Below are 4,828 nucleotides of genomic sequence, written 5' to 3'. Positions count from 1 at the left end.
CATCTTGAGTTATCGGTATCGGAACAAGAAGAGGATTTTTTTGTGTGCCCCGTTGCATCACCATTTTGAGTATAAGGGATGGCCGGAGACGAAGGTGGTGGTCCGTTTCTGGATTATAAGCCTCCCAGTGACTGAATTTGTCCAAATTAAAATTTCCGTCGAGCTCGCGATTGATTCGGGTGAGGACATTTTTGTTGAAAGCGGCCGTAATTCCATTCGGGTCGTTGTAGGCGTCCAAAATGGTCTTTGGATTTTTTTTCATATCGAAACCTACGAACAATAGGTCATCCTCCTGCATTAAATCTTGAACACTTTTTAAAAATTCCACGGCCTGTGGATGCAGTAAATTCCCGATGTTCGATCCTAAAAATAGAATGATTTTTTTAGTGCCGTTCTCTGCATTGATGGCTGACAAAGTTTCAAAGTAGGTGCCTTGGCGGGTTTCAACGGATACTTGCGGCAATTCGTCCTGTAAAGATTTTTCAAGCCCGTCAAGCGCATTCTGACTGATGTCTATAGGTTGGTACTTGAACTTAAACTTGCTTTCGGACAGGTATTTCAGAAGGATTTTGGTCTTTTTACCATCGCCCGCACCCAATTCCAATACTTTGAAGGAAGCGTTTCCTTTGGCAAAAAGTTTCGCGATTTCCGCAGTATTTTTGGATAGGATTTCGAACTCCAGATCCGTGAGATAATACTCCGGCATGTGCATAATATCCTGAAACAGCTTGTCGCCCCTTTCGTCGTAAAAATATTGTGAGGACACGTGTTTTGGGTAATCCGTCAGACCTTTGTAAACGTCCTTTTCGAATTGTGTTTCTAAAGCGGGGGCTATCGATTCTTGCATGGGGAAAATGAACTTAGAATTTTTATGCATGTAGTTAAACGGCTATTTTGCCAATCGCAGTCCGGTAAACTGCCACCGCAGCCCGGTCTGAAAAAAATTACGGTAGGTCGGTCGGGTATGCTTTTTCGGGGTGGCGACAGAACCACCGCGGAGAACTTTTTGGTTGACCATAAATTTACCGTTGTACTCGCCCAAGGCACCATCGGCCTTTTTATAGCCAGGGTAGGGGAGGTAGGCACTTTCAGTCCATTCCCATCGTTTTCCCCATGGAAAAAATTCCTGCGCCGTTTCCCATTCGAATTCAGTGGGTAATCGGCAGCCTTTCCATTGGGCAAAGGCAAAGGCCTCATAATAGGATATGTGGGTAACCGGGGCGTCGCCCTCGATTTTTTGGAGTCCGCCCAGCGTATAATGCTGCCAACTTCCCTCGACATCATGCCAGTAGAGCGGCGCGGAAATTTTGTTCCCTGTGACCCAATCCCATCCCTCGGCATGCCAAAGGTCGAACTTCTGGTACCCACCGGCATCGATAAACGCAATATATTCGGAATTGGTAACGAGTTTGTTCGCTATTTCGTAGGGATGTAAGTACACTTTGTGCCTTCCCAACTCATTATCATAGCAGAATCCGTCGGAGTTATGCCCGATGTTATAAATACCTCCATCCATCGAAATCCAATCCGTTTGACGCCTTTCTATAGGATGCCCATCAAAGCCTTCTGAATACACGGGAAGTAAAGGATTGTTTCCCAAAATAAATTTGATGTCCGTCAATAGAAGCTCCTGATGCTGTTTTTCGTGATGGATGCCAATTTCCAACACATCGAATACTTCTTGATCTTGATTTTGGGCAAACAGATTCTTGATTGCCTCGGTAACATGGTCGCGATAGGCGTAGACTTTTTCAACGGATGGCCGTGAGAGATTACCCCTATCGGAGCGGACCACCCGTTTTCCCACTGTTTCATAATAGCTATTGAATACGAACGAAAAATCTTCGTCGAAGATTTCATAGGCTTTAGCATGGGGTTTTAGGATGAATTCCTCAAAAAACCAAGTAGAATGTCCCAAATGCCATTTCGGTGGCGAAACATCGACGATGGGCTGTACCACATAGTCTTCAATTTCTAAAGGCTCGCAGATTTTTTCGGTGTGATTTCGGGTTTCCAGAAAAAAATCCAAAAGCGAATCGGTAAGGATCATAGCGTTTTTATTAGGGCTTAAAGATAAATAATCCTAAAAATATGCAGCGGGCTCTATACGGTTTTAGAATGATGCATTTGTGATTTAGTCATGGGAACGCCACAAATTGGAATTATTTTTCTACTTTTCATCAAAATAACCTAAAATAAATCACATGACGACTAAAATCGGATTACTAGCTTTGTTTTTTATAGGATGTATTTCTACGTCGACCGCCCAGGAGCCAAAACTAAAAAAAGTGTTCAACGGTAAAAATTTAAAGGGATGGACCCTGCCCGAGAACAACATTTGGTGGTCGGTCAACGACGATATGCTTATGGCCAAGAGCGGCCCGGAAAAAAAGGGAAATATTATATGGACCGAAAAGAGCTATAAAGATTTTATCATCGAAACGGACTTTAAATATGGCGAAGGCACGGTCGATACGGGGATATTTTTAAGGAACGAAGACCAACAGATACAAATGGGCATATCCGGTTCGCTGAAACGCGACATGACCGGCTCGCCCTATATTCCCGGCAAAGGCTATCCCGTTGAGGCCAAAGGCGTTGCCGAAGTTTTAAAACCCAAAGATTGGAATACCATCAAGGTCAAGGCCGTCGCCAATGTATATACAGTTTGGATCAACGGCACCGAAGTCCTCAACTTCGAATCCGCCGACGTACCCAATGAGGGCCCGATCGGACTGCAATTGCATCCCGGTAATGAGATGGAAGTTAGTTTTCGGAATATTAGGGTCGGGGAAATTAAATAGGTGAATTAAACCGCCACAACCCCCTTAATATGAGGATGCGGATTATAATCCGTCAGCGTAAAATCATCAAACGTAAAATCAAAGATATCTTTCACCTCGGGATTGATATGCATTTTCGGCAACGGCCGTGGTTCTCGGCTCAACTGTAGGTCGACCTGCTCCATATGGTTGTTGTATATATGGGCATCACCGAAAGTGTGAATGAATTCCCCCGCCTCATACCCACAGACCTGCGCCATCATCATTGTGAACAACGCATAGGATGCAATGTTAAAGGGAACCCCCAAAAAGATATCTGCGCTTCTTTGGTAGAGCTGGCAAGACAGTTTTCCATTGGCCACATAGAATTGGAAAAACGCATGGCAAGGCGGCAACGCCGCTTTCCCATTGGCCACATTCTCTGAAAACGATCTGGAGGTATCTGGTAAGACACTTGGGTTCCAAGCCGAAACCAGCATCCTTCGACTGTTCGGATTATTTTTTAGGGATTCGACAACCTCCTTAATCTGATCGATCTCATCGTCGTTCCAGTTGCGCCATTGGTGGCCGTATACAGGGCCTAGGTCTCCGTTATCATCGGCCCAGTCGTTCCAGATACGAACCCCGTTTTCCTGAAGGTAGCCGATGTTGGTATCGCCTTTTAAAAACCAAAGCAGTTCATATACGATGGACTTCAAATGCAGTTTTTTCGTCGTCACCATCGGAAAGCCCTCGCTCAGGTCGAACCGCATTTGATAGCCGAAAACGCTAAGCGTGCCGGTGCCGGTGCGGTCGCCTTTTTGGTTTCCATCGGTGAGCACGTGTTTTAGTAGGGTGTGATATTGTTTCATGGTGTTGTTGTTTCTTTTGTCCCTCGATAGGGTAAAAATAGAGGATAAAAATAGGTAGAGTGGTCAAAGCGTTACGCTAGTTTTCAGAATTTATCAACGAAGAATAAAAAGGTTCGGCGTATCCAATCCCTCGCGGTAAAAGCCTAACTAGACGGTCGGCGGCGTGAGTTCTCAATTGCGCGAGATTAGATATGGATGAGGACTTTTTAGAAAAATTATTAGAAAAACCTATGCCATACTATCATCTTTGTAATAATAGTCCTAAGCAGCACCGCGCCATCCCGATTCAAAACAACCTTAAGTCCAAAATCAGAGTGGTTTTTGTGAAGGCCGGTACCAAGCGAGCTGATCCCTAGAATTAAGCTACATTCTTCTTTATATACTCTTTGATTTCACTCAGTTCCTTTTCCTTATTTACCTTTTCTTCTTCGATGTCATAATCATCTTGGATGCCGAGCCAAAATTTTGCGGAATTTCCAAAATACTTACTCAATCGTAAAGCGGTATCAGCGGTAATTCTGCGATTGCCCTTTAGTATTTCTGAAATTCTTGTCTGTGGGATTTTCAGATCTTTTGAAAGTCGGTAGGCCGTAATTTCTAAGGGTTCAAGAAATTCGAAGCACAAAATTTCTCCGGGATGTATGTTCGCTAATTTTTCCATAATTTTCTTTTAATGATAATCGACGATTTCCACTTCATTTGCATTTCCTTTGTCCCAAAGGAAAATAATCCGCCATTGTTTGTTAATACGAACGCTATGATATTCCTTTAATTTCCCAGTCAGTTTTTCAAGTCGGTTCGATGGCGGTATTCGCAAATCTGTAATGCTTTGCGAGTTGTTTAACATTCTTAATTTCCGACGCCCGATGTTCTGGTTTTCGATGGGCATTTTTTTAACTCGAATACCTTTCCATATCTGTTCTGTTTCCTTAGAGCCAAAGGATGTAATCATATCTTTTGCGTTACTAACGTCAAAGATAAGTAATTTAATTGAATTAAGGGTGTGGTATAAATCACTTCTTGTAAATGGGCCTTACCCCAATATCATCCCCGCAATAGTAGCAGAAAGCAACGAAGCGATAGACCCGCCCAGAACAGCTTTTAATCCAAACTCTGAAAGTGTTTTGCGCTGGCCGGGAGCCAATGATCCGATGCCGCCGATTTGAATGCCGATAGAGGCGAAGTTGGCGAAGC

At 43.8% G+C, this 4,828-nt stretch carries 6 protein-coding genes and 2 pseudogenes; 2 read left to right on the top strand and 6 right to left on the bottom strand.

The window, feature by feature from the left end:
- Positions 1-124 (top strand): annotated as a pseudogene (locus tag ACEW8S_RS19945) (phospho-N-acetylmuramoyl-pentapeptide-transferase); the annotation flags it as partial.
- 30 nt (positions 125-154) lie between these two features.
- Here ACEW8S_RS19945 and ACEW8S_RS19940 read toward each other — a convergent pair.
- Together ACEW8S_RS19940 and egtB are read right to left on the bottom strand one after the other, a co-directional pair.
- A pseudogene (locus ACEW8S_RS19940) lies at positions 155-847 on the bottom strand (L-histidine N(alpha)-methyltransferase); the annotation flags it as partial.
- 42 nt (positions 848-889) lie between these two features.
- Positions 890-2,050, bottom strand: a complete 1,161-nt coding sequence (gene egtB / locus ACEW8S_RS19935; RefSeq protein ID WP_373519862.1) for an ergothioneine biosynthesis protein EgtB — start codon at positions 2,048-2,050, stop codon at positions 890-892.
- Between the two features lie 154 nt (positions 2,051-2,204).
- Here egtB and ACEW8S_RS19930 point away from each other — a divergent pair, with 154 nt between their 5' ends.
- Complete coding sequence (locus ACEW8S_RS19930) at positions 2,205-2,804, top strand: DUF1080 domain-containing protein (RefSeq protein WP_373519861.1); 600 nt, start codon at positions 2,205-2,207, stop codon at positions 2,802-2,804.
- Positions 2,805-2,809: 5 nt separating this feature from the next.
- On the opposite strand, the gene ACEW8S_RS19925 is transcribed toward ACEW8S_RS19930, so the two are convergent.
- The 4 genes from ACEW8S_RS19925 to ACEW8S_RS19910 form a co-directional block, all read right to left on the bottom strand.
- Complete coding sequence (locus ACEW8S_RS19925; RefSeq protein ID WP_373519860.1) at positions 2,810-3,634, bottom strand: thymidylate synthase; 825 nt, start codon at positions 3,632-3,634, stop codon at positions 2,810-2,812.
- A gap of 358 nt (positions 3,635-3,992) precedes the next feature.
- Complete coding sequence (locus ACEW8S_RS19920; protein ID WP_373519859.1) at positions 3,993-4,295, bottom strand: HigA family addiction module antitoxin; 303 nt, start codon at positions 4,293-4,295, stop codon at positions 3,993-3,995.
- Between the two features lie 9 nt (positions 4,296-4,304).
- Positions 4,305-4,586, bottom strand: coding sequence for a type II toxin-antitoxin system RelE/ParE family toxin (locus ACEW8S_RS19915; RefSeq protein ID WP_373519858.1), 282 nt, complete (start codon positions 4,584-4,586; stop codon positions 4,305-4,307).
- A gap of 81 nt (positions 4,587-4,667) precedes the next feature.
- On the bottom strand, positions 4,668-4,828 hold a 161-nt coding region (locus ACEW8S_RS19910), incomplete at its 5' end, for a nucleoside transporter C-terminal domain-containing protein (RefSeq protein WP_373519863.1).

Origin of the sequence: Pricia sp., assembly GCF_041745955.1 — a bacterium.
Taxonomy (GTDB): domain Bacteria; phylum Bacteroidota; class Bacteroidia; order Flavobacteriales; family Flavobacteriaceae; genus Pricia.
This window is presented reverse-complemented; position numbering and strand designations above follow the sequence as displayed.